General features: G+C 70.9%; 22 protein-coding genes. 18 read left to right on the top strand and 4 right to left on the bottom strand.

What is annotated here, in order from left to right; genetic code table 11:
- Positions 1-26: 26 nt before the first annotated feature.
- Positions 27-2,003, top strand: a complete 1,977-nt coding sequence (locus ACZ4UV_RS05295; RefSeq protein WP_467835877.1) for a TIGR03960 family B12-binding radical SAM protein — start codon at positions 27-29, stop codon at positions 2,001-2,003.
- A gap of 107 nt (positions 2,004-2,110) precedes the next feature.
- Here ACZ4UV_RS05295 and arsM read toward each other — a convergent pair whose 3' ends face one another.
- Positions 2,111-3,004: an arsenite methyltransferase gene (arsM, locus tag ACZ4UV_RS05290; RefSeq protein WP_451018260.1), complete on the bottom strand. Its 894-nt coding sequence runs from the start codon at positions 3,002-3,004 to the stop codon at positions 2,111-2,113.
- A gap of 105 nt (positions 3,005-3,109) precedes the next feature.
- On the opposite strand from arsM, the gene ACZ4UV_RS05285 reads away from it, so the two are divergent.
- The 10 genes from ACZ4UV_RS05285 (at position 3,110) to ACZ4UV_RS05240 (ending at position 12,149) form a co-directional block, all read left to right on the top strand.
- The gene (locus ACZ4UV_RS05285) at positions 3,110-3,487 is read left to right on the top strand and encodes an ArsR/SmtB family transcription factor (protein ID WP_451018261.1); all 378 of its coding nucleotides are present in this window, start codon (positions 3,110-3,112) and stop codon (positions 3,485-3,487) included.
- Entirely contained in the window at positions 3,478-4,224 is a 747-nt protein-coding gene (locus ACZ4UV_RS05280; RefSeq protein WP_451018269.1) for an aquaporin, read from the top strand. Before ACZ4UV_RS05285 ends, ACZ4UV_RS05280 begins: the two co-directional genes overlap by 10 nt.
- 23 nt (positions 4,225-4,247) lie before the next feature.
- Complete coding sequence (locus ACZ4UV_RS05275) at positions 4,248-4,658, top strand: arsenate reductase ArsC (RefSeq protein WP_390040096.1); 411 nt, start codon at positions 4,248-4,250, stop codon at positions 4,656-4,658.
- A gap of 442 nt (positions 4,659-5,100) precedes the next feature.
- Positions 5,101-5,802 (top strand): cysteine hydrolase family protein, encoded by a 702-nt coding sequence (locus ACZ4UV_RS05270; RefSeq protein WP_451018262.1) that lies wholly within the window; start codon positions 5,101-5,103, stop codon positions 5,800-5,802.
- A gap of 52 nt (positions 5,803-5,854) precedes the next feature.
- Complete coding sequence (locus ACZ4UV_RS05265) at positions 5,855-6,604, top strand: SDR family oxidoreductase (RefSeq protein ID WP_451018263.1); 750 nt, start codon at positions 5,855-5,857, stop codon at positions 6,602-6,604.
- Positions 6,605-6,659: 55 nt separating this feature from the next.
- On the top strand, positions 6,660-7,268 hold the full coding sequence (locus ACZ4UV_RS05260) for a VOC family protein (RefSeq protein WP_390040100.1): 609 nt from the start codon (positions 6,660-6,662) through the stop codon (positions 7,266-7,268).
- A 91-nt stretch (positions 7,269-7,359) separates the two neighbouring features.
- Complete coding sequence (locus tag ACZ4UV_RS05255; protein WP_390040101.1) at positions 7,360-7,641, top strand: DUF6400 family protein; 282 nt, start codon at positions 7,360-7,362, stop codon at positions 7,639-7,641.
- A gap of 109 nt (positions 7,642-7,750) precedes the next feature.
- Positions 7,751-8,815: a polyphosphate kinase 2 family protein gene (locus ACZ4UV_RS05250; protein WP_467835873.1), complete on the top strand. Its 1,065-nt coding sequence runs from the start codon at positions 7,751-7,753 to the stop codon at positions 8,813-8,815.
- Entirely contained in the window at positions 8,812-11,541 is a 2,730-nt protein-coding gene (locus ACZ4UV_RS05245) for a cation-translocating P-type ATPase (protein WP_467835872.1), read from the top strand. Before ACZ4UV_RS05250 ends, ACZ4UV_RS05245 begins: the two co-directional genes overlap by 4 nt.
- Positions 11,542-11,684: 143 nt before the next feature.
- The gene (locus ACZ4UV_RS05240; protein WP_390040104.1) at positions 11,685-12,149 is read left to right on the top strand and encodes a hypothetical protein; all 465 of its coding nucleotides are present in this window, start codon (positions 11,685-11,687) and stop codon (positions 12,147-12,149) included.
- Positions 12,150-12,205: 56 nt separating this feature from the next.
- On the opposite strand, the gene ACZ4UV_RS05235 is transcribed toward ACZ4UV_RS05240, so the two are convergent.
- A complete protein-coding gene (locus ACZ4UV_RS05235) occupies positions 12,206-12,559 on the bottom strand; it encodes a DUF805 domain-containing protein (RefSeq protein ID WP_351493018.1) in 354 nt (117 codons plus the stop codon).
- A 171-nt stretch (positions 12,560-12,730) separates the two neighbouring features.
- Between ACZ4UV_RS05235 and ACZ4UV_RS05230 the strand changes: the two genes are divergently transcribed.
- From ACZ4UV_RS05230 to ACZ4UV_RS05215, 4 genes are all read left to right on the top strand, one after another.
- A complete protein-coding gene (locus ACZ4UV_RS05230) occupies positions 12,731-13,591 on the top strand; it encodes a hypothetical protein (RefSeq protein WP_467835870.1) in 861 nt (286 codons plus the stop codon).
- A 118-nt stretch (positions 13,592-13,709) separates the two neighbouring features.
- Positions 13,710-14,474, top strand: a complete 765-nt coding sequence (locus ACZ4UV_RS05225; protein ID WP_390040107.1) for a TIGR03936 family radical SAM-associated protein — start codon at positions 13,710-13,712, stop codon at positions 14,472-14,474.
- A 276-nt stretch (positions 14,475-14,750) separates the two neighbouring features.
- The gene (locus ACZ4UV_RS05220) at positions 14,751-18,887 is read left to right on the top strand and encodes an Rne/Rng family ribonuclease (RefSeq protein ID WP_467835868.1); all 4,137 of its coding nucleotides are present in this window, start codon (positions 14,751-14,753) and stop codon (positions 18,885-18,887) included.
- Between the two features lie 245 nt (positions 18,888-19,132).
- Positions 19,133-19,927, top strand: a complete 795-nt coding sequence (locus tag ACZ4UV_RS05215; RefSeq protein ID WP_390040111.1) for a class I SAM-dependent methyltransferase — start codon at positions 19,133-19,135, stop codon at positions 19,925-19,927.
- A gap of 64 nt (positions 19,928-19,991) precedes the next feature.
- On the opposite strand, the gene rfbC is transcribed toward ACZ4UV_RS05215, so the two are convergent.
- A complete protein-coding gene (rfbC, locus tag ACZ4UV_RS05210; RefSeq protein WP_451018268.1) occupies positions 19,992-20,585 on the bottom strand; it encodes a dTDP-4-dehydrorhamnose 3,5-epimerase in 594 nt (197 codons plus the stop codon).
- Positions 20,586-20,633: 48 nt separating this feature from the next.
- Positions 20,634-22,664, bottom strand: coding sequence for a glycosyltransferase family 2 protein (locus tag ACZ4UV_RS05205; protein ID WP_467835865.1), 2,031 nt, complete (start codon positions 22,662-22,664; stop codon positions 20,634-20,636).
- Positions 22,665-23,010: 346 nt separating this feature from the next.
- Between ACZ4UV_RS05205 and rplU the strand changes: the two genes are divergently transcribed.
- From rplU to obgE, 3 genes are all read left to right on the top strand, one after another.
- Complete coding sequence (gene rplU / locus ACZ4UV_RS05200) at positions 23,011-23,331, top strand: 50S ribosomal protein L21 (RefSeq protein ID WP_007381993.1); 321 nt, start codon at positions 23,011-23,013, stop codon at positions 23,329-23,331.
- 14 nt (positions 23,332-23,345) lie between these two features.
- Positions 23,346-23,600 carry a 50S ribosomal protein L27 gene (gene rpmA, locus ACZ4UV_RS05195; protein WP_030779398.1) on the top strand — a complete coding sequence of 85 codons (255 nt, stop codon included), beginning with the start codon at positions 23,346-23,348 and terminating at the stop codon, positions 23,598-23,600.
- Positions 23,601-23,749: 149 nt separating this feature from the next.
- Positions 23,750-25,189: a GTPase ObgE gene (gene obgE / locus ACZ4UV_RS05190; RefSeq protein ID WP_390040116.1), complete on the top strand. Its 1,440-nt coding sequence runs from the start codon at positions 23,750-23,752 to the stop codon at positions 25,187-25,189.
- Positions 25,190-25,242 lie beyond the last annotated feature (53 nt).

Genomic DNA, 25,242 nt, shown 5'->3' with positions numbered 1-25,242 from the left:
CCAGCCACCTCACAAAGGTCCGCGAGATGCCTGCCGAAGCCGCCGCTCAGGTCGCCGAGTCTGTGTTCCCGCAGCTCGAAGCACTGCTCCCGCATGTGCAAAAGCCGATCCAGTACGTCGGCGGAGAGCTCAACTCCACGGTCAAGCCGTGGGAGGCCTGCGACGTCCGCTGGGCGCTCATGTACCCGGACGCCTACGAGGTCGGCCTGCCCAACCAGGGCGTCATGATCCTCTACGAGGTACTCAACGAGCAGGAGGGCGTCCTCGCCGAGCGCACGTACAGCGTGTGGCCGGACCTGGAGGCGCTCATGCGCGAGCACCGGGTCCCGCAGTTCACGGTGGACAGCCACCGCCCGGTGAAGGCCTTCGACGTGTTCGGTCTGTCCTTCTCCACGGAGCTGGGCTACACCAACATGCTCACGGCCCTCGACCTGGCCGGCATCCCCCTGGAGTCCAAGGACCGCACCCTCGACGACCCGATCGTCCTCGCGGGCGGCCACGCGGCCTTCAACCCGGAGCCGATCGCGGACTTCATCGACGCGGCGATCATCGGCGACGGCGAGCAGGCCGTCCTCGACATGACGAAGATCATCCGGGAGTGGAAGGCGGCGGGCCGCCCCGGTGGCCGCGAGGAGGTCCTCCTGCGCCTGGCGAAGACCGGCTCCGTCTACATCCCGGCGTTCTACGACGTCGAGTACCTCCCCGACGGCCGGATCGCCCGCGTGGTCCCCAACAGGTCGGGCGTCCCGTGGCGTGTCTCCAAGCACACCGTCATGGACCTGGACGAGTGGCCGTACCCCAAGCAGCCCCTCGTCCCGCTCGCCGAGACGGTCCACGAGCGCATGTCCGTCGAGATCTTCCGCGGCTGCACGCGCGGTTGCCGCTTCTGCCAGGCCGGCATGATCACCCGCCCGGTGCGCGAGCGCTCGATCACCGGCATCGGTGAGATGGTCGACAAGGGCCTCAAGGCGACGGGCTTCGAGGAGGTCGGACTGCTCTCGTTGTCGAGCGCCGACCACTCGGAGATCGGCGACATCGCCAAGGGCCTGGCCGACCGCTACGAGGAGGACAAGATCGGCCTGTCCCTCCCCTCCACCCGCGTCGACGCCTTCAACATCGACCTGGCCAACGAACTGACGCGCAACGGCCGCCGCTCCGGCCTCACCTTCGCCCCCGAGGGCGGCTCGGAACGCATCCGCAAGGTCATCAACAAGATGGTCTCCGAGGACGACCTGATCCGCACCGTCTCGACGGCCTACGGCAACGGCTGGCGCCAGGTGAAGCTGTACTTCATGTGCGGCCTGCCCACCGAGACCGACGACGACGTCCTCCAGATCGCCGACATGGCGACGAAGGTCATCGCCAAGGGCCGCGAGGTCTCCCGCTCGAACGACATCCGCTGCACGGTCTCCATCGGCGGCTTCGTGCCCAAGCCCCACACCCCCTTCCAGTGGGCCCCGCAGCTCTCCGCCGAAGAGACCGACGCCCGCCTGGAGAAGCTCCGCGACAAGATCCGAGGCGACAAGAAGTACGGCCGCTCGATCGGCTTCCGCTACCACGACGGCAAGCCCGGCATCGTCGAGGGCCTCCTCTCCCGCGGCGACCGCCGCATCGGCGCCGTCATCCGCGCCGTCTACGAGGACGGCGGCCGCTTCGACGGCTGGCGCGAGCACTTCTCCTACGACCGCTGGATGGCCTGCGCCGACAAGGCCCTCGCCCCCTCCGGCGTCGACGTCGACTGGTACACCACCCGCGAGCGCACCTACGAGGAGGTCCTCCCCTGGGACCACCTCGACTCGGGCCTGGACAAGGACTGGCTCTGGGAGGACTGGCAGGACGCCCTCGACGAAACAGAGGTCGAGGACTGCCGCTGGACCCCCTGCTTCGACTGCGGGGTGTGCCCGCAGATGGACACCAGCATCCAGATCGGCCCGACGGGCAAGAAGCTGCTGCCGCTGACGGTCAAGAACGCTGCCCCGGCGCCGAGTGGACACGCTCACTGAGGCGAGTGAGCCACTGAGGCGCATCGCGGATGTGCCGGTGGGGGCGATGGAGGTCGAGGTTGTCGCTGTGGGCGGCTGACGGCTTGCTGGGGCCTCCTCGTGGTGCCTCAGTTCTGGCAGCCGCAGCCTGATGCGGCCTTGGCGTCTGTGACCGTGACGGCCGGGTCGGTGGAGGTCTCGGCCGGAGTGCAGCAGGAGTTCACGCCGCAGCAGGCGTCGGAGGGCTCCTTGGCTTCGGTCGCTTCGGTCGCTGCGGTGGGCTTGGTGGCGCGCACGGTCGCAGAGTGCATGCCGTCGGCCACGCCGTGGGTCGGAGTGATCTCGACGTCGGTGAAGCCCGCCGCTGCGAGGCCTTCGCGGTACTCGCTGAAGGAAAGGGCGCCGGCGATGCAGCCGACGTGGTCGCCGCGCTCGGCTCGCTGCTCGGGTGTCAGGGAGTCGTCCGCGACGACGTCGGACACGCCGAGGCGGCCGCCGGGCTTCAGGACGCGGAACGTCTCCGTGAACACCGCTGCCTTGTCCGTGGACAGGTTGATCACGCAGTTGGAGATCACGACGTCGATGGTGTTCGCGGGCAGCGGGACGGCCTCGATGGTGCCCTTGAGGAACTCGACGTTCGTGGCGCCCGCCCTCGCGGCGTTGGCCAGGGCCAGGGAGAGCATTTCCTCGGTCATGTCGAGTCCGTACGCCTTGCCCGTCGGGCCGACGCGCCGGGCGGAGAGCAGGACGTCGATGCCGCCTCCGGAACCGAGATCGAGGACACGTTCCCCTTCGTGCAGCTCGGCCACCGCGGTGGGGTTGCCGCAGCCGAGGGAGGCGGCGAGGGCCTCGGCGGGGAGTGCCTCCCGCTCGTCGGCCGGGTAGAGGGCGGCGCCGAAGTTCTCGTCGATCTCGACGGGCTCCGACCCGCAACAGGCGGTGCCGCCTTCGGTGACCTTGACGGCTGCTGCCGCGTAACGCCGGCGGACGGTTTCGCGTAGGTCTGTGGACTTGTCGGGCATGACTCGCTCCTGGATCGTGGGGCATGACGGCGCCCCGGAACGGCTTGTATTGACGTTCATCGATGCAACCTTGCGCCTTGGATCGAGGAACGTCAATATAGAGGCATGTCGAAACAAGAGCTGAAGATCCTCGGCCAGGACGGCGATGACGCCTGCTGCGAGGGGCTGGCCACGGCGCCCCTGGACGAAGAGCAGGCGGCCGACCTGGCGAAGACCTTCAAAGCCCTGGGCGACCCGGTGCGTCTGCGGCTGATGTCGATGATCGCTTCGCGGGAGGGCGGCGAAGTCTGTGTCTGTGAGCTGACCCCCGCTTTCGATCTGTCGCAGCCCACGATCTCGCACCATCTGAAGCTGCTCCGGCAGGCGGGGCTCATCGACTGCGAGCGACGCGGCACCTGGGTCTACTACTGGATCCTGCCGACCGCCCTCGACCGCTTGGCCGGCTTCCTGGCCATGCCGCACGCGGCAAAGGCATCCGTGTGAACGCGCCCCTCGGCCGCCGCGTCGCTGCCGAAGCGGTGGGTACCGCCGGCCTGGTGGCCGTGGTCGTCGGCTCCGGGATCCAGGCGACCGAACTCTCACGTGACGTGGGCGTCCAACTGCTCGCCAACTCGATTTCCACGGTCTTCGGCCTGGGCGTGTTGATCGTGCTCCTCGGGCCGGTCTCAGGTGCGCACTTCAACCCTGCTGTCACCCTTGCGGCATGGTTCGCCGACCGGAGGAGCGGCAGCGGGCTGAGCCTGCTGGACGCGACCGCGTACGTCGCGGCGCAGATCACGGGAGCCGTCGCCGGTGCGGTCCTGGCCGACGCCATGTTCGCCGAACCCCTGGTGAAGTGGTCCACGCACGACCGCTTCGCAGGACACCTGTGGCTGGGGGAAGTCGTGGCGACTGCCGGGCTGGTTCTGCTGATCTTCGGCCTGAACCGGACGGGGCGCGGGCGATTGGCTCCGGGGGCTGTGGCGTCCTTCATCGGGGCCGCCTACTGGTTCACCTCTTCCACCTCGTTCGCGAACCCCGCGGTGACGATCGGCCGGACGTTCACCGACACCTTCGCCGGGATCGCCCCGGCGTCCGTCGCGCCGTTCATCGCGGCACAACTGGTGGGCGCCGCCGTCGGCCTGGGCCTGGTGGCGTTGGTCTTCGGGACCGCCGTTCCCGCCGGAACCGATGCCGTCATGCCGCAAGGCGACACCGAACTCGCTGTTTCCCCTCGCTGACCCCCTTCCAAGGAACTTCCGTCGTGACCGACTCCACCCCTCGCCCCTCCGTTCTGTTCGTCTGCGTCCACAACGCCGGGCGCTCTCAGATGGCTGCCGCCTTCCTCACCCACCTCGCCGGGGACAGGGTGGAGGTCCGCTCGGCCGGCTCCGCCCCTGCCGACACGGTCAATCCGGCCGTGGTGGAAGCCATGAACGAAGTCGGCATCGACATCTCCGCCGAGACCCCGAAGATCCTGACGACGCAAGCCGTGCAGGCGTCCGACGTCGTCATCACGATGGGATGCGGAGACACATGTCCGGTCTTCCCGGGTAAGCGATACCTCGACTGGCAACTCGACGATCCGGCCGGCCAGGGAGTCGATGCCGTTCGCCCGATCCGGGACGACATCGAACACCGCATCCGCGCTTTGGTGAACGACCTGATCGGCTGAACGATGTGGGCTCGGCAGTTGCCATGTGCGACAGCCCGCATCGGTCACGGCGGCACTCACACCTACGGCTGGAGCGACTTCAGCAGTTCCACGGAGCGCTGCGACGTACGCCTCGGCCCCTTCACCTTCACCGGCGATGTGCGGACTCGCCACAGCCCCCGCCGCAAGGTGCCGGCCGCGGTTCCCGCCCGCCCGCGTCGAGTTCCTGACGGCAGACGGCAGACGGCAGACGGCAGACGGCAGACGGCGGCAAGGCGGCAAGGCGGCCCCGGTGGGGCCGGGGGAGTGCCGGCGGGCCCGGATGCCGTTCCGCCGGGTGGGTGACAGACTGAGGTTCCGGAGCCGGGTGGCCGCGGCGGAGAGTTCGGGGCGGCGCCGGCCGTCCCCGCTCTGCGCGTCCCAGCAGCGATCGGTCCGTTCGCCGGCCAGTCGGGAACCTTCCATGACCTCTGAAGCGCGGTACTCCCCGCGGGAAACCGCTCTGCTGATCGTCGACCCGTACAACGACTTCCTCTCCGAGGGCGGAAAGCTGTGGCCCCGGGGGAAGGAGGTGGCGGAGCGGGTCGGACTGCTCGACCACATGCGTACCGTTTTGGCCACGGCCCGTGGCCGCGGGTGCCGCGTCCTCATCGTGCCGCACCACCGGACGACACCGGGCGACTACCGCACCTGGGACCACCTGTCGCCGTCCCAGCGGCGCATCGTGGTCAACCAGACGTTCGCCGAGGGAAGCTGGGGAGGCGAGTGGCACCCCGACTTCCGGCCCCGCGAGGACGAGATCGTCATCGGGCAGCACTGGGCCTCCAGCGGTTTCGCCAACACCGACCTCGACCTCATGCTCCAGCAGCACCGGATCCGCAAGATCGTGCTCATCGGCATGCGGGCCAACACCTGCGTCGACACCACCGCACGCTTCGGCCAGGAACTCGGCTACCACGTGACCCTCGTCCGCGACGCCATCGGCTCCCTCAGCTGGGAGGAGATGACAGCGACCTTCGAGTTGAACGCACCCCTGTACGCCCACGCCGTCATCACCACCGACGAGTTCGTCGGCCTCGTGGAGGGCGAGGACGGCGGGGGCGGCGAAGACGACGGGGACGGCGGGCGCGGCCAAGACGGCGGGGGTGGCGGGGACTTCCGGTGAAGGCCCGGCAGCGCCCACGAGGCGGGCGGTGCCGGCGGACGTGGAGGCGGTCATGACCGACAGGTCGAGCGGAGCGCACGGAGAACTGGCCGGGCAGACGGTCGTCGTGGTGGGCGGCAGCGCCGGCATCGGTCTGGAGACGGCACGGCAGGTGCGGGCGGCCGGCGGCGACCTGGTGCTGGCGGCACGCAACGCCGAGCGCCTGCGGCGGGCCGCGGACGAGCTGCACCCGCTGAGCACCGCCGTGCTCGACGCCCGGGACACCGCCCACCTGGAGCGCTTCCTCGGGGAACTGCCCGGACGGGCCGACCACGTGCTGGTCACGGCGGGCAGCCCGTCGTACACCCCGTTCGGCGAGCTCGATCCGGCCGACGCCGCCCGGGACTTCGGCGAGCGGATGGCGATGCTGCTGGCGGTGGCGCGGGCGGCCCGGGAGAAGGTCAGGCCCGGGGGAACGCTGCTGTTCATCGGCGGCACCGGCGGCCGGCGGCCCGCGCCCGGGATGGCCGTGGTGGGCGCGGTCACCGCGGCGCTGCCGGCGCTCACCGCCAACCTGGCGCTGGAGATCGCCCCGGTCCGGGTCAACCTGATCGCGGCCGGGTTCGTGGACACACCGCTGTCCGCCGCCCTCCTCGGCGACCAACTGGAGGCGCGGCGCGAGGAGTTGCGCAACTCGCTGCCCATCCGCCGGGTGGTCGGCCCGGCCGACGTCGCCGCTCTCGCCCTGCACATCATGGTCAACGACGCCCTCACCGGCGCCACTTACGACATCGACGGCGGTCAGCAACTGCTCGCACGCTGACCGCCCGTCCTCACCCGACATCCCCCACGCCCCTACGAGACGGGAGGCGCAAGCCATGGACATGAAACTGGAGGTCGTCGTGGTGCCGGTGGCCGACGTCGACCGGGCCAAGGACTTCTACACCACGCTGGGCTGGCGGCTCGACGCGGACGTCGCCGGCGACGGGGACTTCCGGGTGGTGCAGGTGACCCCGCCGGGCTCCCCGGCGTCGGTCATCTTCGGCTCCTCGGTCACCGACCAGGCTCCGGGCACGGCCCAGGGCCTGCACCTGATCGTCGACGACATCAGGACCGCCCACGACGAGCTGGCCCGCAACGGCGCCCACCCGAGCGACGTGTTCCACGACGCCGGCGGCCTCTTCCACCACGCGGGCACCGACGCCCGGGTGGCCGGCCCCGACGGCAGCTACGGCTCCTTCCTGTCGTTCAGCGACCCGGACGGCAACGGCTGGCTCCTCCAGGAGGTCACCACCCGGCTCCCCGGCAGGGTCGACCCCGCGGCCACCGCGTTCTCCTCGGCCGGCGACCTGGCGAGCGCCCTGCGCCGGGCCGCGGCGGCGCACGGCGAGCACGAGGCCCGCATCGGCGCCGAGGACCCGGACTGGCCGGACTGGTACGCGCGGTACCTGGTGAGCGAGCAGGCCGGGACCGAACCGCCCTCGTAGCCGGCCGTAGCCGTCCCCTCCCTTCCGGCCTGCTGTGATGTGTCCCACGGGCCCTTGTCCGCACCCGGAAGGCTTACCTAAATTCGGTTATATGTCCGACAAAGATGCCTCCCGTCCCACCGAGCCGGTCGAGTTCGCCGTAGACCTCACCGGTCACGAGCTGACCCGCCGCGCCCATGTCATGGCGGCCCTCGGCGACGACTGGGACCCCGTCGAGACGGTGCGGGGCGAGGAGGAGGCGTACGACCTGCTGTACTCCGGCCTCGACCCGGAACAGCAGCGGCTCTACGACACCCTCCTCGCGGCCGGCGTCCTGCCGCGCCGCGGGGACGGCGGACGTCCTGGCGGGGACGGCGACGGCTCCACCGCCTGAACCACCCGCCCAGGGGGGAACCACCCCTGAGGGGTGAGGACGTCCCCCGGCGGCCGGCGGAAGCATGGTGGCTCCGGAATCATGGTCGGTCCGGAAGGGCGTGTGGGCCATGGGCGACGACAGAGCCGACCGCATCGCGGAGTTCATCGAGCCGCTGCGGGTGGAGCCCGGCAGCAAGGTGCGGCTGGCCGAGGACTTCGACCCCGGTTTCAGAGCCGGCATCCGCAAGAAGAAGGACGGCGTCGAACTGCTCCGCAGCGGTATCGAGCAGCTGGCCGACTACCAGCGGCGGCTGGCCGCCCAGGACACCTACGGCGTGCTGCTGTGCCTGCAGGCCCTGGACGCCGGCGGCAAGGACGGCACGATCCGCCACGTCATGAGCGGAGTCAACCCGCAGGGCGTGCGCGTGGTCGGCTTCAAGGTCCCCTCGAACGAGGAACTCGACCACGACTACCTGTGGCGCTACTCCCGGAACCTGCCGGGCCGCGGTGAGATCGGCATCTTCAACCGCTCCCACTACGAGGAAGTGCTCGTGGTCCGGGTGCACCAGGACAACCTGCGCCGCCAGAAACTGCCCGACACGGCCCGCGGCCCGGACGTGTGGGAGCGGCGCTACCGCGAGATCAACGACTGGGAGCGCTATCTGACCGACAACGGCTTCAGGATCGTGAAGATCTTCCTGAACCTGTCGAAGGAAGAACAGCGCAGCCGTTTCCTCAAGCGCATCGACGTACCCGAGCGGAACTGGAAGTTCTCGTCGGCCGACGTGCGCGAACGGGCCTACTGGGACGACTACCAGCGGGCGTTCTCGCAGATGTTGTCCGCAACCAGTACGCCGTGGGCACCCTGGTACGTCGTTCCCGCCGACCACAAGTGGTTCGCCCGGGTGTGCGCGGCCGCCGTCCTGGTGCACACCCTGATGGTCATCGACCCGCAGTACCCGCAGGTCAGCGACGAGTCCCGGCGCGAACTCGCCCAGGTCAGGGAGGAGCTGGAGGCGGAGGCACCCGCGGGCGCGGCCCCGGACCCGTACGCAGAGGGCGAGAAGAGAAACAACGCGAAGAACAAGAAGACGAAAACCAGGAAGACGAAAACCGCGAGGGCGAAAACCGCGAGGGCGAAAACCGCGAGGGCGAAAACCGCGAAGACGAAAAACAAGAAGGCGCCTTCATGACCGCGCAGACAGACGCCCCGCAGGATCGGGCGGCCGACGGCAGGCCGTGGTACGCGTGTCCGCCCGAGCAGGTTGCCGCCGCGTTCGAGGTGGATCCGGCCGCCGGGCTGTCCACCGCCCGCGCAGCGGAACTGCTGCGGACGCACGGCCCGAACGCGCTGCCGGAGGAGAAACCGCTGCCGGGCTGGCGCCGTTACCTCGCCCAGTACCGCAGCTACATGCAACTGGTCCTGGTGAGCGCCGCCGTCGTCTCGCTCGTCATCAAGGAGTGGAGCACCGGGATCCTGCTGCTCGTCCTGACCGTCGTCAACGCGGTCGCCGGGATGCGCCAGGAGGGCAAGGCCGACAGCGCCATGAACGCGCTGAAGTCGATGATGAAGGCCACCGCGCGGGTACGCAGGGACGGAACCGAGTCGAAGATCCCGGCCGAGGAGGTCGTACCGGGCGACGTGGTGCTGCTCGCGGCCGGCGACGAGGTGCCGGCGGACGGCCGTGTCGTCACGGCGAACGCCCTGCAGATCGACGAGTCGGCGCTGACCGGCGAGAGCGTGCCGGCCGCGAAGGAGGCGGCCACGCTGACCGACGGCGACCTGCCGCCGGGGGAGCGCCGGAACATGGCGTTCATGAACACCCCCGTCACCCACGGCAGCGGCACGGTGGTGGTCACCGCCACCGGTGCGGACACCGAACTCGGCCGTATCTCGGGCATGTTGTCCACCACCCGCCGGGAGGCCTCGCCGCTGACCCGGGAGATGGACCGGCTCACCCTGTGGATCACGGCGACGGCCGGGGTGACGATGATCCTGATGTTCGTGCTCGGCCGCGGCCGCGGTACGGCGTGGGACGCGCTGTTCGTCAGCGCCGTCTCGCTGGCCATCGCCGCCATCCCGGAGGCCCTGCCCACCGTCTCCCAGACGATCCTGTCCATCGGCGCCGTCGACCTCTCGAAGCGCCAGGCGATCGTGAAGGACCTGCCGTCGGTGGAGGCGCTGGGCTTCACCTCGGCGATCAACTCCGACAAGACCGGCACGCTCACCATGAACCAGATGACGGCCGTGGAGGTCGTCGACGTCGGCGACCGCTACACCGTCTCCGGCACCGGTTACAGCTTGGAGGGGCGGATCCGGCATCCCGTCGGCAGCGCCCCGGACATGGCGGACGCGATCCTGCCGTACCTGGTCGCCAACGACGCCCGGCTGGTGGACGGCAAGGTCGTCGGCGACCCCACCGAGGGCGCCCTGCTGGTCCTCGGCCACAAGGCCGGCCTGGACGTCGACGCCACCCGGGAACGGCTGCCCAGGCTCGCCGTACTGCCCTTCGACCCCTCCTACAAGCTGATGGCCACCTTCAACCGGGCCACCGACGAGACCGGCCGCCCCGTCGTGCGCTGCTTCGTGAAGGGCGCGGCGCCCGCCATGATGGACCGGGCCGCCACGGCACTCCGGCAGGGCGCCTCCGTCCCGTGGGACGAGGGGCTGCGGCAGCGGGCGCAGGAGCACGTCGAACGGATGGGCGGCGAGGGCCTGAGGGTGATGGCCGCGGCGCGCCGCGACCTCGACCCGGCGACGTTCGACCCGGACGGCGACCTGCTCGGCTACGTCACCGGCCTGCAGATGACCAGCCTGGTCGGCATGGTCGACCCGCCGCGCGCCGAGTCCAGGGCCGCGGTCGCCGACGCGCAGGCCGCGCACATCAGGGTCCGCATGGTCACCGGCGACGACGTCGTCACCGGCGCCGCCATCGCCCGGCAGCTCGGCATCGAGGGCGAGGCCATGCTGGGCGCGGACTTCGCCGCCCTGCCGGAGAGCGAACGGCTCGCCCGGATCGACGGCATCGGCGTCGTCGGCCGGGTCGCGCCCGAGCACAAGGTGCTGCTCGCCGAGACGCTGAAGAAGAAGGGCGGCGTCGTCGCCATGACCGGCGACGGCGTCAACGACGCGCCCGCGATCAAGGCGGCCGACGTCGGCATCGCCATGGGCTCCGGCACCGAGGTAGCCAAGAACGCCGGCCGCATGGTCCTCGCCGACGACAACTTCGCCACGATCGTCTTCGCGGTGGAACAGGGCCGCAAGATCTACGACAACCTCACCAAGTACATCCGGTTCGTGCTCGTCCTGCTCGTGGTGTTCGTGCTGACGTTCCTCGGCGCGACCCTGTTCGACATCGCCGCCGGGGAGCCGTTCACCCCGGCGCAGGTGCTGTGGATCCACTTCTTCGTCAACGCGGCCTTCGGCTTCGCGCTCGGCTTCGACCGGCAGAGCCCCGGCCTGATGGCGCGCCGCCCGCGACCGCGCGGCGCGCACGTGCTCACCCGGGGTGTCGTGCTCACCGTCGGGCTGTCCGGCCTGGTGATCACCATCGGCCTGCTCTGCCTGATCGACCTCGGCACCTCCCGCTACGGCAGCGTCGCGATCGGCCAGTCGATGGCGTTCACGTCCTTCGCGCTCTGCCTGATCGTGGCCGCCCTGGAGTGCCGCGGCGAACGCGACACCGTGCTCACCATCGCCAGCTTCGACAGCAAGCAGATGAACCGGGCCATGCTGATCGAGTTCGTCCTCGCGATCCTGGTCACCCAGACGGACGCCTTCCGCAGGCTGCTCGGCACGACCGAACTGAACCTGGCCCAGTTCGCCTGGACGCTGCTGCCGGCGCTCGCGCTGCTGGTGCTGTGGGAAGTCGGCAAGTTCCTCGCCCGCTGGAACGGCAGGCCGGGCCCGCGGACCTGACGCGCCGCGGACCGGGTCTTCCGGGCGCCGACGAAACCGTGACACGACCGCCATGGAAGCCGTACCGAACCGGCCGCACAATCAGGAAAACCGAACACGGGTGTGGAGCCGAACACCGGCGGACAGCGGGGGAACTGGCGGACATGGAACTGGAACTGAGGTACGACCTGCTCGGCGGCCGGCTCCGCAGCATCGGGGAGGTCGAACTGACCTACGGCCGGTGGGGCGGCCGGCCCCGCGCGCTCGGGCCGCATCCGCTGGAGTACGACCTGCTCGGCAGCCGGCTGCGCCGGATCGGCGACGTCGAGATCGGCTACGGCCGCCTGGGCAGCGTTCCCAGGACGTTCGGGAGCTGGGACGTCGACTGCGCCGCCTGGTCCGGGATCCCGCGGCGGATCGGGCCGTACCCGATCGACCACCCCAGGCTCAGCGGCCGGGTGCGCGGAGTCGGCCCGCTCTCGGTGGAGTACGACCTGCTGGGCGGGCGGCCCCGCCGCGTCGTCCTGCCCGCGGGTCTGCACGCCCTCCCCGACGACCTGCTGCGCGTCCTCTTCCTGGTGCTGCACCTGCAGACCGAACGCAACAGGAGTTCGTCCTCCGGCGGGTAGCGGAAAGCGGCGAAGGCCCGCCGGACGGTTCCGGCGGGCCTTCGGGTGTCGGCGTGTCAGACGGCGGCCGCGAACTTCGGGTTGGCGCCGTACTGGTTCTCCTCCGGCTTGCCGTCGGAGGCGAGCCAGACGAGCACGAAGATCCAGCCGACCAGCGGGATGATGCCGACCAGGATCGCCCAGCCGGAGCGGCCGGTGTCGTGCAGTCGGCGGACCGCGACACCGAGGCTGGGCAGCAGGACCGCGAGGTCGTAGATCGCCGCGAGGGCGCTGAAGTGGATGGCCGCGCCGACCGCGATGAGCACGATCGCGACGATCGTGTTGATCAGCGTGAACATCCAGTATTCCTGCCGACGCGCGCGTCCGCTGAACACCACGTACTTCTTCAGTACGTCCACGTACCAGTTCATTACTCGTCCCCCCGGGGATCAAGGCGTGATTGTGCGCACAGCAAATCAAGCCGACATGGCCGGTTCCAATCAGATTGGCGTGTGCGGGTCAACCGTTACCGTCTCGCCGCCGATCGGTGATCAACGCCACCCGATCGCATCCGCACGGCCCGCGATAACGTCTCTTCGGCCATGGACATGCAGAAACGGCCCCGGCGGCCGCCACAACCACCGCCACAGGCGCAGCACCCCGAGGGATGCCTGGTCGTCGCGATCAGAATCCCCGTCCGTATCTTCGTCTTCCTGGTCGTGCTGCCGGTACGCCTGCTCTGGGACGCGTTCGCCGCGGCCGCACGGTTCCTGTGGCGATACGTCCTCGCCCCGGTGGGACGCGCGATCGGCCTGATTCTCCACGCGCTCCTCGTCGCCCCCCTGATCTGGCTGTACCGCTACCTGCTCACCCGCCTCGGCCACGCCCTCCTGTGGCTCTGCGCGCGGGTGTTCCCCCCGGCCGGCCGTGCGCTCGTGTGGTTCTACGCGCGCGTGCTCACCCCGATCGGCCACGCGCTCGTACTGCTCCTCACGCCCGCCGTGAAGGCCGTGGCCTGGGCACTCCACATGCTCGGCACCGCCCTGTACTGGACCGCGCGGGTGCTCCTCGTCGTGCCCGCCCTCGCCCTGTGGCGCTGGATCCTCGCCCCGGTCGGCCGCGTCCTCGGCATCGTCCTCACGGAGATCGGGGAGGCACTCGGCCACGCCTGGCGGGCCGCCGGACACGTCGCACGTGCCGTCGGACGGGTGCTCGGCACCCTCTTCCGGTGGATCTTCCTGGAGCCCGCGCGGTGGGTGTACCGGACCGTCCTCACCCCGGTCGGACACGTCGTCCGCGACCTCGTCCTGCACCCGGTGGCCGAGGCCGCACGCGCGATCGGCCGTGCCGTCCGCCAGGCCCGCGCCGACCTCCGCCGCGCCCTCTTCGGCGAGCCGCGGCGGCCCGCGCCCGTGGACCGCCGGGAACCCAGGGGCCGCGACACACGTACTCTTGATGGATAGCAGTACACAGCCGTACGGCCCACAGCGGTACGGCCCCCGCACAAGAACGCACCAGAACCACGAAGGACTGACGACACTGGGCAAGCGACAGCCCGAAGGCCCGCCGCCCGCACCCGCGGTGCAGCGCATCCGACTGCGCTACACCAAGCGCGGCCGCCTCCGGTTCACCAGCCACCGTGACTTCCAGCGCGCCTTCGAGCGTGCGCTGCGCCGCGCCGAGGTGCCCATGGCGTACTCGGCGGGGTTCACACCGCACCCGAAGGTGTCGTACGCCAATGCCGCACCCACCGGCACGGGCAGCGAGGCCGAGTACCTGGAGATCGCGCTCACCGCACACCGCGACCCGGAGCGGCTGCGCGCCCTCCTCGACGAGTCCCTGCCCGCCGGGCTCGACATCGTCGACGCGGTCGAGGCACACACGTCCGGACTGGCCGACCGGCTCACCGCCTCCGTGTGGGAGCTGCGACTGGCCGGCCAGGACCCGGCGGAGGCCGAGAACGCCGTCGCGGCGTTCAACGCCGCCGAGTCCGTCGAGGTCCGGCGCACCACCAAGAACGGCGTCCGCACCTTCGACGCCCGCCCCGCCGTCGTACAACTTGAAACACAGAGTGAAACGGCTGATAGGCCGACCGACCAGCCCTGTGCGATACTGCGGCTGGTTGTTCGGCACGTGACGCCTGCCGTACGACCCGACGACGTCCTGTCCGGTCTCCGCGCCGTGGCCGACCTGGCGCCGCCGGTCCCCGCAGCGGTGACCAGGCTGGCGCAGGGGCTGCTCGATGAAGAGACCGGCACGGTGACCGACCCGCTCGCGCCCGACCGCGAGGCAGCCGAGGCCCTCTCGAAGGCCGAACCGACTGCCGCCGCGACGGTGCCGGCGTAAGGAAGGTCCCGCGAAGGACGGACGTCGTAGCGCAGCCCTCGTACTCGGGAGCCACCTGGGTCGGGCAGCGCACCGACCAGAAGACTTTCGCCAGGCCGTCCGCGACAAGGCGTACGGAACCGGCGAGACAGGACACAGAGAGCTCCTGTGCGGCGCCCGCGCCCCACACGGCGGCACCGCGCATCGCGCGAGCCGTGGACGTCACCGGCGGTCGCTCGAACCGATCGACGCCGGACCAGGCGCGGCGCCCGGGAGCCTGACGGGAGAAACGCCCGCATGCTCGAACCGACCGAGCCCACCGAGGGCTCCGAACTGAACACCCCCAGCGACACCCTGCCGCCGCGCAGGCGTCGCCGTGCCGCGTCCCGCCCCGCGGGACCGCCCGCCGGGACCGAGGCCGTGGCCGAGACCACCGTGCAGGCCGTACCGGCCGCCGAGACCTTCGAGTCCGCCGCCGAAGCGCCGGAAGAGGTCACGGAAGAGGTCGCCGAGGCCCCTGAGCCGGTGGAGGCCGCAGAAGCCGTCGAGGAGGCCGCGCCCGCTCCGCGGACGCGTCGCCGTGCGACCCGCCGGGTGTCCGCGCCCGCCGGTGCCCCCGCCGAGGCAGCCGAGGCCGCGGAGACCGTCGTCCCCGCCGCCGCTCCCGCTGCCGCCGGTGCCGTGAGCGAGCTCGCCGAGAGCACCGCCGCGGTCGAGTCCGCCGCAGAAGCCGTCGAGGAGGCCGCGCCCGCTCCGCGGACGCGTCGCCGTGCGACCCGCCGGGTCTCCGCGCCCACCGCGTCCCCGGCGGCCGTCGAGGCCCCTGAGCCGGCCGAGGCCGCCGACACCGTCGAGGCCGTAGAAGCCGCAGAGGCCGCAGAAACCGTCGAGGAGGCCGCGCCAGCTCCGCGGACGCGTCGCCGTGCGACCCGCCGGGTGTCCGCTCCCGCCGGTACCCCGGAGACTGCCGAGGCCGGCGAAGAGGCCAAGACCCCGGCCGTCGCGGCCGAGGCCGGTACCGAGACCGCCGCGTCCGCCGAGGCCATCGAGGAGCCCGAAGCCGTTGAGGCCGTCGAGGCTCCCGAGGAGACCCCGGCCGTTCCCCGTACCCGTCGCCGCGCCACCCGCCGGGTGTCCGCGCCCGCCGGTGCGCCCGAGGCCGCTGCCGCCGAGACGGCCGCCGCCGAGGAGCCGCAGGCCGTGGTCGCCGAGACCCCGGCCGCCGAGCCCGTCGAGGCCGAGGCGCCCCGCCGCCGGCGGCGCGTCGTGCGGCAGGCCGCCACCGGGTTCTCCGAGCCGGCCGCCCGGGCCGGCGCCGAGGAGGAGCCGCAGCGCCGCCCGGCCCGGCCCGCCGTCGCCGTCTTCCAGGCGCCCGTGTTCACCGAGCCGAAGTTCCAGACCCCGGAGCGCGCCGCCGCGGAGGCCGCCGCCTCGGCCGCGGGCGCCGGGGAACCGGAGGAGCTCCCGGCAGCCACCGCTGCCCCCGTCTCCGCCGCCCCCTCTGCTTCCACCGCTTCCGCCGCTGCCACGGCCTTCGCCGTCGAGCCGGCCGAGCAGGCCGAGGCCGGTTCGCGCCGCCGACGCCGCCGCCGGGGCGCCGTGGAGGAGGCCCCGGTCGCCGAGACCACCGCCGAGGACGAGACCGACGAGCCGGAGGAGTCCGTCGAGGACATCGCCGACGGCGAGGACGAGGCCGAGGAGTCCGGCTCCCGCCGGCGCCGCCGTCGTGGTGGCCGACGCCGCCGCCGCGGTGACGCCGCCGACGGCGAGGGCGGCGACGACGGCACCGACGAGCTTGCCGCCGAGCAGGCCGAGCAGGACGCCGAGGACACCGCCGAGCAGGAGGAGGAGGACGACGAGGAGGCCCACGACGAGGCCGGCCTGTCCTCCTCCAGCAGCCGCCGTCGCCGGCGCCGCCGCAGGCGTGCCGGGGACACCCCCGACAACGAGCCCGGCGAGAACGACCCGGAGCGCACGGTCGTCAAGGTCCGCGAGCCCCGCAAGCCCTCCGAGCCGTCCGACGAGGTCCAGTCCATCAAGGGCTCGACCCGCCTGGAGGCCAAGAAGCAGCGCCGCCGCGAGGGCCGCGAGCAGGGCCGCCGACGCGTCCCGATCATCACCGAGGCCGAGTTCCTCGCCCGCCGCGAGGCCGTCGAGCGCGTGATGGTCGTACGCCAGCACGGCGACCGCACCCAGATCGGCGTCCTGGAGGACGGCGTGCTCGTCGAGCACTACGTCAACAAGGAGCAGTCGACCTCGTACGTCGGCAACGTCTACCTGGGCAAGGTCCAGAACGTGCTGCCGTCGATGGAGGCCGCCTTCATCGACATCGGCAAGGGCCGCAACGCCGTCCTGTACGCCGGCGAGGTCAACTTCGAGGCGCTGGGCATGGCCAACGGCCCGCGCCGTATCGAGTCCGCCCTGAAGTCCGGCCAGTCCGTGCTCGTCCAGGTGACGAAGGACCCGATCGGCCACAAGGGCGCCCGCCTCACCAGCCAGGTCTCCCTCCCCGGCCGTTACCTCGTGTACGTCCCCGAGGGCTCGATGACCGGCATCAGCCGCAAGCTGCCCGACACCGAGCGCGCACGGCTGAAGACCATCCTCAAGAAGATCGTCCCCGAGGACGCGGGCGTCATCGTGCGCACCGCCGCCGAGGGCGCCAGCGAGGACGAACTGCGCCGCGACGTCGAACGGCTCCAGGCGCAGTGGGAGGACATCCAGAAGAAGTCGAAGAACGGCAACGCCCCGACGCTGCTGTACGGCGAGCCGGACATGACCGTCCGGGTCGTCCGCGACATCTTCAACGAGGACTTCTCCAAGGTCGTCGTCAGCGGTGACGAGGCCTGGGAGACCGTCCACGGCTACGTCTCCCACGTCGCGCCCGACCTCGCGGAACGCCTGTCGAAGTGGACCTCCGAGGTCGACGTCTTCGCCACGTACCGGATCGACGAGCAGCTGTCCAAGGCCCTGGACCGCAAGGTCTGGCTGCCCAGCGGCGGTTCGCTGGTCATCGACCGGACCGAGGCGATGGTCGTCGTCGACGTCAACACCGGCAAGTTCACCGGCCAGGGCGGCAACCTCGAAGAGACGGTGACCCGCAACAACCTGGAGGCGGCCGAGGAGATCGTCCGCCAGCTCCGGCTGCGCGACCTCGGCGGCATCATCGTCATCGACTTCATCGACATGGTCCTGGAGTCCAACCGGGACCTGGTGCTGCGGCGCCTGCTCGAATGCCTCGGGCGGGACCGTACGAAGCACCAGGTGGCCGAGGTGACCTCGCTGGGGCTCGTCCAGATGACCCGCAAGCGCGTCGGACAGGGCCTCCTGGAGTCCTTCTCCGAGACCTGCGTGTACTGCAACGGCCGTGGCGTCATCGTCCACATGGAGCAGCCCAGCTCCAGCGGCGGCGGCGGTGGCGGCGGCAAGCGCAGGAAGCGCGGGCGCGGCGGCGACGGACACGACCACGACGTGCACGAGACCCACGAGGTCGTGTCCGACGGGGCCGTCGAGCACGCCGAGGCCGTCCACGCGGTCGAGACCGCGGCGGAGGTCGCGGCCGAGGCCGCCGAGCCCGTCGCGCTGCCCGCACCCGACTTCGCACCGGACGAGGAGCTGTACAGCAGCGTCGCCGAGGCGGAGGCCGCGGCCGGCCGCGGCCGTACCCGCCGCCGCGCGAGCCGCAGGGCCTCGGCTCCGGCCGGCGCGCCCAAGGGCCGTACGGCACGCACCGAGACCGCCGCCGAGGCGCCGACCGCGCAGGACGCACCGGCCGCCGCCGAGGCGGAGCGTCCGGTGCTGCCCGAGCCGGCCGCCGCGGCACACGCCGAGCCGGTCGCCGTCGAGGACCCGGTGGTCGAGGCCGCCGAGGAGGCCGCGCCCAAGGGCCGTACGCGTCGGCGTGCCACCCGGAAGGTGTCGGCGCCCGCCGGTTCCCCGGCCGGTGCCGAGGCGACCGTGGTGACGGTCGTCGCCGAGAGCGCCCCGGTGGCGGAGACCGTCGCGGAAGCGGTGGCGGAGACGGTCGCCGAGACGGCGCCCGAAGCGGTCGCTGAGCCCGAGGCGGCCGCGGCCGCCGAGAGCGCCGCTCCGGCCCGCCCGCGCCGCCGTGCGGTGCGCAAGGCCACCGCGCCGACCGCGTCCGAGGAGGCGGCCGTCGTGGTCGTACCGTCGGCGGAGACGCCGGCGGGCGAGGAGGCACCCACCGAGGCCGCTGAGGAGGGTGTCGAGGAGGCCGTTCCGGCCAAGAAGACGGCCCGCAAGACGGCCGCCAAGAAGACCGCGGCGAAGAAGACGGCGGCCAAGAAGACCACTGCCAAGAAGACGGCTGCGAAGAAGACGACGGCCAAGAAGGCGGCCAAGACCGCCAAGACGGCCGCCGCCAAGTCGACGGCGAAGAAGACCACCACGGTCACCACCGCCTCCGACGAGGACTGACGGCCCTCGGCCTGCACATGTGCGAACGGCTCCCGGCCCCACGGCCGGGAGCCGTTCGCATGTCCGGGCAACGACCTGGACGCCCGCCACACAGTGTGACCGACCGGACGATAACGGTTGCCAGGACGCCGGCCCGTTCACAGGGAACGCTCGGTAAATTGACGGGAAAGGTTACGCGCATGCCAGTCATACGAGTAACTTCGCCGGGAACCCGAACAGCGGAATTACGACGAAAGGCCGCTTGAGTGAACCGTCATGAACTGCTGCGTGGACTGCACCGTGTCTACCACCCGCGCAACTATCTGGAGATCGGTGTCAATGACGGTCGCAGCCTGGCGCTCTCGCGTGTGGCGTCCGTGGCGATCGACCCGGCCTTCAAGGTGGTGACGTCGATCAGCTGCGACGTCCACCTGGTCCAGTCGACCAGTGACGACTTCTTCGCCCGCAAGGACCCGCTGGTGCACCTGCGGCGCGGCCGCAACCCCTTCCGCGCTCTCGCCCGTCGCGACCCGCTCGGGGTGCTCGGAGGCGATCCCACGCTGGAACTGTCCTTCATCGACGGCATGCATCTCTTCGAGTACGCGCTGCGCGACTTCATGAACGTCGAACGCCACTCACGCTGGTCGAGCGTGATCGTCCTCGACGACATGCTGCCCCGCGACGTGGACGAGGCGGCGCGCGACCGGCACACCAAGTACTGGACCGGAGACGTCTACAAACTGGTGACGGTCCTGCGCAAATACCGCCCCGACCTGGTGGTCCTCGAGATCGACACCGCACCGACCGGCGTCGCCGTGGTCTTCGGGGCCGATCCGCAGAACACGGTCCTCAAGGACGCCTACGACGACATCCTCAAGGAGTACGTCACCCCGGATCCGCAGGCGGTCCCCGACGAGGTGCTGGTGCGCAAGCACGCCGCGCGGCCGGAGGCGCTGCTGGCGGCGGACTTCTGGCCCGCCCTGATCCGGGCCCGGAACCTGCGCCGTCCGCGCGCCGGCTTCGAACGGCTGCGGGGGCAGATCGCGGCGCTGGGCGGCTGAGCGGCAGAGCGAAAAGGACGAGGGGCCTCGCGGATCTTCCGCGAGGCCCCTCGTCATACCGGTCTCAGGCGCGCAGCTCCGCCAGGTAGGCCTGGCACGCCTCGTAGGACGGCAGCAGGCCCGCGGCTTCCGCCTCGGCCAGGGACGGCGCCGCGGCGTCCTTCTCGGACAGCACCGGGGCCAGCCCCGACGGCCACTCGATGCCCAGCTCGGGGTCGAGCGGGTGGATGCCGTGCTCGCGCTGCGGGGCGTACCCCTCGGAGCACAGGTACACCACGGTGGCGTCGTCGGTCAGCGCCATGAAGGCGTGCCCGAGCCCCTCGGAGAGGTAGACCGAGTGGTGGTCCACGTCGTCCAGCCGTACGGCTTCCCACTGCTTGTACGTGGGTGAGCCCGTACGGATGTCGACGATGACGTCCAGCACGGCGCCACGCACGCACTTGACGTACTTGGCCTGGCTGGGCGGCACGTCGGCGAAGTGGATGCCGCGCAGGGTGCCGCGGCTGGAGACCGAACAGTTGGCCTGCGCCAGATCCAGCCGATGGCCCGTGGCCTCGGCGAAGTCCGGTCCCTTGAACCACTCGTGGAAGCTCCCGCGGGCGTCCGGAAAGACCTTCGGTTCATGGATCCAGGCGCCGGCGATGCCGAGCTCCCGCATGTCGATCACATCCTTGTCGTGGTGCGTGTCCGTGGTGGGTCCGGCGGATCAGCCGGTCAGTCTCGCCGCCAGGCCGCGCAGCTTCTTGCGGGCCGGGGCGGGCAGCCTGCGCACGACCGGACCGCCGACGGCGCGCAGCCGCCGCCGCAGGGCCGCCTTGCGGCGCTTGGCCAGCGTCGCGCGGACGAGCTGGGGATCCACCACGGGCAGGCCGTCGTCGAGCCGCAGCCGCCCGTTGCTCCTGACGGTCACGGTGCACAGCGGCAGGGCCGCGTCCTTCTCGCCGTCCAGCCGGGCCGCCAGGTTCCAGCGGCCCGCGGGAACCGACGCCGCACGCGTGGGAACGGCGATGTGGGCGCGGCCGGCCACGTTGCGGATCTCGGCGGACACCACGTGCGTACCGCCGCCCTCGGAACTGAGCACCAGCTCGGTCCTGGCCGGCGCGGTCTTCGGGCGGGTGAACACGTCCAGCCGCAGCTCCGGACGGCTGCCCGGCATCCGCTGCACGGGGCGGTTCTCCAGGTACGGCGCCAGCCTCTTGCTGCGGCGGGCGACGTCCAGGGTGAGGTTGCCGTGCGGGTCGGTGAAGTACGGGATGACCGGGCGGGCGGGGGAGCCGAGCAGCGCGGGGCGCAGATCCGTCTCCACACCGGTGACGCGGTCGGCGCCGAGCCGGGCCTTGCGGACCAGACCGAGGCCCCGGACGCTGATCCAGATGTCCCAGAAACCCTTGGAGACCGGGCCGCGCCCCTTCACGCCCTGGGGACTGACCACACCGCTGCCGCGCAGGACGACCTCGCAGGCGCCGTCGCCGAGGTCTTCGACATGCGAGGTGAACTCGGCCGCGCACGGCCACTCGACGGCCGTCTCGCGGTTGCGCAGCGACATCTCGGCCTTGAACTGGTCCATCTCGTCCGTGACATCGACCAGCTCGCCGGCCTCCAGCACGTCCTGGACCAGCTCGGGGTGCAGATAGAAGCGGCCGTCGCGGCGCAGCAGGCGGACCGGTTCGGCGTCGTCGCCGTGCACCAGCCGGGCGCTGACGGTGACGGCGAGCTTGCCGTCGGACCGCCACTCGGCCGTCTCCAGGCGGGTCGCGCCCTTGACGGAGAGCCCGAAGCGGGCGAACCGCAGCAGGCCCTCGCTGTCGTCTCGGCGCAGCAGCGTCGAGCGGACACGGGTGAGGGCGCCGAGCCCGTCGCGCACGCCCTCGCCCATGAACTCCTCGGCCAGCGGCCGCACGGCCTCCAGCATCTCGCCGAGGTAGGCCTCGTCGTACTTGAGGACGTTGGGCTCGCTGAGCCGGCCGAGCATCTCCACCCGGTAGAAACGGCGCAGCAGCAGGTCGCGGAACTCACCGGGCTCGGTGTTCGCCATGACGACGTCGAGCACCTCACGGAGGTTCCCGTAGTAACCCGACGGGACGATGCGCGTGGAACCCGCGTTCTTGCCGTCGTCGCGCTTCGAGTAGTAGTAGCAGGTGTAGCTGCCGAGGATGGAGACGACCTTGGCGGGGAAGTACGCCTCCATCATGTACAGCTGGTCCTCCAGGCGCCGCTTGCCCTCGGGATAGGCGATCTTGTTCTCGCGCAGGAACTCCGCGCGGAACATCTTGTGCGGCGTGAGACTGTCGTACAGCGGCGCGTCGTGGATGGTGCACTTCTCCCGGTCCGCCTTGAAGACGCCGTGCGGTACGCCCCGGAAGTTGCTGGCCACCTTGCCGATGACGATGTCGGAACCGTTGCGGTGCCCCATCTCGTACAGCCGGCGCAGGGCGTCGGAGGCCAGGTAGTCGTCCTGGTCGACGAACTGGACGTATTCGCCCTTCGCCTCGCCCACGCCGATGTTCCTCGGCTTGCCGGGCCAGCCGGAGTTCGGTATGTGGATCACCCGGAAGTGCGGGTGCTTCTCGGCGAGGGCGTCCAGTTCCGCGGGACTGTCGTCGGTCGAGCCGTCGTCAACGAACAGGACCTCGAACTCGTCCGCGGGAAGAGTCTGCCTCAACAGGGAGTCGATGCAGGGTTGGATGTACTTTCCCGGGTTGTAGACCGGGATGATGACGCTCACCTTGATCGACATCTCTGTTACCTGGCTCCACTTTTAGGATGCTGACGACGACATTAATGATCCGTGTACAGCCGGTGACCAACTGACGCACGAGTGGAGTCACAGGGTAACCGCAGCTGTTTCTCAGGGGCGACCGGGTCGGCGGGAGGATCGGTCGCGGAGATCGGCACAGGCCCGGTTTGACCGCCTCCGCGCGGCCCCGTAACCTTGACCGTCGGCGTGTCCATGGATATGAGGACGTGCCACATCCCCGTAAACCTCTTCCTCCGGAGCGCACGCTGTTCCGGAGAGGCCGCCCGCGTCCGCCGGGCGGCTGGACTGCGGGGGTGCCGTTCCCGAGCGAGAGAGTGAGATCCGCGTGTACGCCATCGTGCGCAGCGGTGGTCGCCAGCACAAGGTTGCTGTCGGCGACATCGTCGAGGTTGACAAGATTTCCACCGCCAAGGTTGGCGACACGGTCGAGCTCTCGACCCTGCTCGTTGTCGACGGCGACGCTGTGACCAGCGACCCGTGGGTCCTGGCCGGCATCAAGGTCCAGGCCGAGGTCGTGGACCACCACAAGGGCGTCAAGATCGACATCCTTCGCTACAAGAACAAGACCGGCTACCGCCGTCGTCAGGGCCACCGCCAGCAGTACACGGCGATCAAGGTCACTGAGATCCCCGCGGCTGCGAAGTAAGGGACTGAGGAGAGATGGCACACAAGAAGGGCGCATCGTCCACCCGTAACGGTCGTGACTCCAACGCTCAGCGCCTCGGCGTGAAGCGCTTCGGCGGTCAGGTCGTCAACGCGGGCGAGATCCTGGTCCGTCAGCGCGGCACCCACTTCCACCCGGGTGCGGGCGTCGGCCGCGGCGGCGACGACACGCTGTTCGCGCTCCTGCCCGGTGCGGTGGAGTTCGGTACCCACCGTGGCCGCAAGGTCGTGAACATCGTTCCGGTCGCCTGAGCCTGAGTTTCAGAGCCCAGACCGAACGTTTCGCGAGGCGGACCTCACTTCCCGATCGGGAAGGCGGGTCCGCCTTTCGCGTGTTGACATTGGTATTACCCGTACTCCCTCAGCCTTCGGCCGGGGGGACCCCCAGGAGGCACTGCACCATGACCACCTTCGTGGACCGCGTCGAGCTGCACATCGCCGCGGGTAACGGAGGCCACGGCTGCGCCTCCGTGCACCGGGAGAAGTTCAAGCCGCTCGGCGGCCCCGACGGCGGCAACGGCGGCCGTGGCGGCGACGTCACCCTGACCGTCGACCAGTCGGTGACGACACTCCTCGACTACCACCATTCCCCGCACCGCAAGGCCACCAACGGCAAGCCCGGCGAGGGCGGCAACCGGGCCGGCAAGGACGGCCAGGACCTGGTCCTGCCGGTGCCGGACGGCACCGTGGTGCTGGACAAGGCCGGCAATGTCCTCGCCGACCTCGTCGGCCACGGCACCTCCTACGTCGCCGCCCAGGGCGGCCGCGGCGGCCTCGGCAACGCGGCCCTCGCCAGCGCGCGCCGCAAGGCCCCCGGCTTCGCGCTGCTCGGCGAGCCCGGCGACCTCGACGACATCGTCCTGGAGCTCAAGACCGTCGCCGACGTGGCGCTGGTCGGCTACCCGAGCGCCGGCAAGTCCTCGCTGATCTCCGTGCTCTCCGCCGCCAAGCCGAAGATCGCCGACTACCCGTTCACCACCCTGGTCCCCAACCTCGGCGTGGTGACCGCCGGTTCCACCGTCTACACCATCGCCGACGTGCCCGGCCTCATCCCCGGCGCCAGCCAGGGCCGCGGCCTCGGCCTGGAGTTCCTGCGCCACGTCGAGCGGTGCAGCGTCCTCGTCCACGTCCTCGACACCGCGACCCTGGAGTCCGAGCGCGACCCCGTCTCCGACCTCGACGTCATCGAGGAGGAGCTCAAGCAGTACGGCGGCCTCAGCGACCGGCCCCGGATCGTCGTCCTCAACAAGATCGACGTCCCCGACGGCAAGGACCTCGCCGAGATGGTCCGCCCCGACCTGGAGGCCCGCGGCTACCGCGTCTTCGAGGTATCCGCGGTCGCCCACCTGGGGCTGCGCGAGCTGACGTTCGCACTCGGCGAGCTGGTCGCCAAGGCCCGCGCCGCCAAGCCGAAGGAGGAGGCGACCCGGATCGTCATCCGGCCCAAGGCCGTCGACGACGCCGGCTTCACCGTCACCCAGGAGGAGGACGGCCTCTTCCGGGTGCGCGGCGAGAAGCCCGAACGCTGGGTCCGCCAGACCGACTTCAACAACGACGAAGCCGTCGGCTACCTCGCCGACCGCCTCAACCGCCTCGGTGTGGAAGAGCAGTTGATGAAGGCGGGCGCCCGGGCCGGCGACGGCGTCGCCATCGGCCCCGAGGACAACGCCGTCGTCTTCGACTGGGAACCGTCCATGATGTCCGGCGCCGAGATGCTCGGCCGCCGCGGCGAGGACCACCGCTTCGAGGAACAGCGGCCCGCCGTGCAGCGCCGCCGCGACCGGCAGGCGGAACGGGACGAGTCCCTCCGGGAGTACGGCGACTTCGACCCGTTCGAGTAGGACCGCCGGCCTCCCCGCTTGCCGGGGAGCACCGATCCACCGCCGGACCCGTT

The sequence above is a fragment of the Streptomyces sp. NPDC028289 genome (assembly GCF_055565975.1).
This window is presented reverse-complemented; position numbering and strand designations above follow the sequence as displayed.

What these genes read in the sequence shown, in the direction of transcription:
- ACZ4UV_RS05295 (WP_467835877.1), top strand. Translation starts at nt 27, where the DNA reads ATGCCTGCCGAAGCCGCCGCTCAGGTCGCCGAGTCTGTGTTCCCGCAG.
- arsM (WP_451018260.1), bottom strand. Translation starts at nt 3,004, where the DNA reads ATGCCCGACAAGTCCACAGACCTACGCGAAACCGTCCGCCGGCGTTAC.
- ACZ4UV_RS05285 (WP_451018261.1), top strand. Translation starts at nt 3,110, where the DNA reads ATGTCGAAACAAGAGCTGAAGATCCTCGGCCAGGACGGCGATGACGCC.
- ACZ4UV_RS05270 (WP_451018262.1), top strand. Translation starts at nt 5,101, where the DNA reads ATGACCTCTGAAGCGCGGTACTCCCCGCGGGAAACCGCTCTGCTGATC.
- ACZ4UV_RS05265 (WP_451018263.1), top strand. Translation starts at nt 5,855, where the DNA reads ATGACCGACAGGTCGAGCGGAGCGCACGGAGAACTGGCCGGGCAGACG.
- ACZ4UV_RS05260 (WP_390040100.1), top strand. Translation starts at nt 6,660, where the DNA reads ATGGACATGAAACTGGAGGTCGTCGTGGTGCCGGTGGCCGACGTCGAC.
- ACZ4UV_RS05255 (WP_390040101.1), top strand. Translation starts at nt 7,360, where the DNA reads ATGTCCGACAAAGATGCCTCCCGTCCCACCGAGCCGGTCGAGTTCGCC.
- ACZ4UV_RS05250 (WP_467835873.1), top strand. Translation starts at nt 7,751, where the DNA reads ATGGGCGACGACAGAGCCGACCGCATCGCGGAGTTCATCGAGCCGCTG.
- ACZ4UV_RS05245 (WP_467835872.1), top strand. Translation starts at nt 8,812, where the DNA reads ATGACCGCGCAGACAGACGCCCCGCAGGATCGGGCGGCCGACGGCAGG.
- ACZ4UV_RS05240 (WP_390040104.1), top strand. Translation starts at nt 11,685, where the DNA reads ATGGAACTGGAACTGAGGTACGACCTGCTCGGCGGCCGGCTCCGCAGC.
- ACZ4UV_RS05235 (WP_351493018.1), bottom strand. Translation starts at nt 12,559, where the DNA reads ATGAACTGGTACGTGGACGTACTGAAGAAGTACGTGGTGTTCAGCGGA.
- ACZ4UV_RS05230 (WP_467835870.1), top strand. Translation starts at nt 12,731, where the DNA reads ATGGACATGCAGAAACGGCCCCGGCGGCCGCCACAACCACCGCCACAG.
- ACZ4UV_RS05220 (WP_467835868.1), top strand. Translation starts at nt 14,751, where the DNA reads ATGCTCGAACCGACCGAGCCCACCGAGGGCTCCGAACTGAACACCCCC.
- rfbC (WP_451018268.1), bottom strand. Translation starts at nt 20,585, where the DNA reads ATGCGGGAGCTCGGCATCGCCGGCGCCTGGATCCATGAACCGAAGGTC.
- ACZ4UV_RS05205 (WP_467835865.1), bottom strand. Translation starts at nt 22,664, where the DNA reads ATGTCGATCAAGGTGAGCGTCATCATCCCGGTCTACAACCCGGGAAAG.
- rpmA (WP_030779398.1), top strand. Translation starts at nt 23,346, where the DNA reads ATGGCACACAAGAAGGGCGCATCGTCCACCCGTAACGGTCGTGACTCC.
- obgE (WP_390040116.1), top strand. Translation starts at nt 23,750, where the DNA reads ATGACCACCTTCGTGGACCGCGTCGAGCTGCACATCGCCGCGGGTAAC.